The following is a 643-nucleotide window of genomic DNA, read 5'->3' as shown; positions in this document are numbered from 1 at the left end:
GCTGATGACGTCGTTCGGCTTGAACTCCTTGACCACAAAGGGGCCGGTGCCGATGGGGCCGAAATTGGCGGATGTGCAGCCGGGAGCCGCGGCGCCGACACAGTTTTCGAACTGCTTTTTCTGGATGACGGGCGATTGCGCGCCGACAAATGCCGAGTAGGGGTAGGGCTTGGGTTCAGTGAAGCTGATCTTGACGGTATGGGCATCGATAGCCTCAACGTTTTTCACACCTTCATATTGCGCCGCCTGCGCGCAGCCGCCGTCGGGTGCGGTGCAATATTTCCACGTGAAGATGACGTCGTCAGCGGTAAGCGGCGTGCCGTCGGACCATTTGACGTCGCTTTTCAGCTTCCACGTCATGCTGAGCAGATCCTTCGCGACGCCGCCATTGTCGACCGTCGGGATCTCGCTCACCAGCATCGGCACCAGCTCGCCCTTTTCGTCGTAGCGGGCCAGAGGCTCAATCACCATGGACGAGCTGTAGATCTCTTTGGTGCCGCCGGAAAGATAAGGGTTGAGTGTCGATACAGCCTGCCAGAAAAGGATTTTCAGTTCGCCGTCACTGCCACGCTCGGCATGGGCGGCAGAGCCTGCCATGGCCAAGGCCGCCACCGTGCTGGCAAAGAGAACGCTGCGCTTCTTC

The 643-nt window shown here is 59.7% G+C and carries 1 protein-coding gene; it reads right to left on the bottom strand.

Features of this window, described 5'->3' with window-relative positions; translation table 11 throughout:
- Nucleotides 1–643 (bottom strand): ABC transporter substrate-binding protein (locus AB4Z23_RS27745; protein WP_441361212.1); only part of this gene is annotated, 643 nt, incomplete at both ends.

Origin of the sequence: Agrobacterium sp. MCAB5, assembly GCF_052114365.1 — a bacterium.
Lineage (GTDB): Bacteria > Pseudomonadota > Alphaproteobacteria > Rhizobiales > Rhizobiaceae > Agrobacterium > Agrobacterium tumefaciens.
This window is presented reverse-complemented; position numbering and strand designations above follow the sequence as displayed.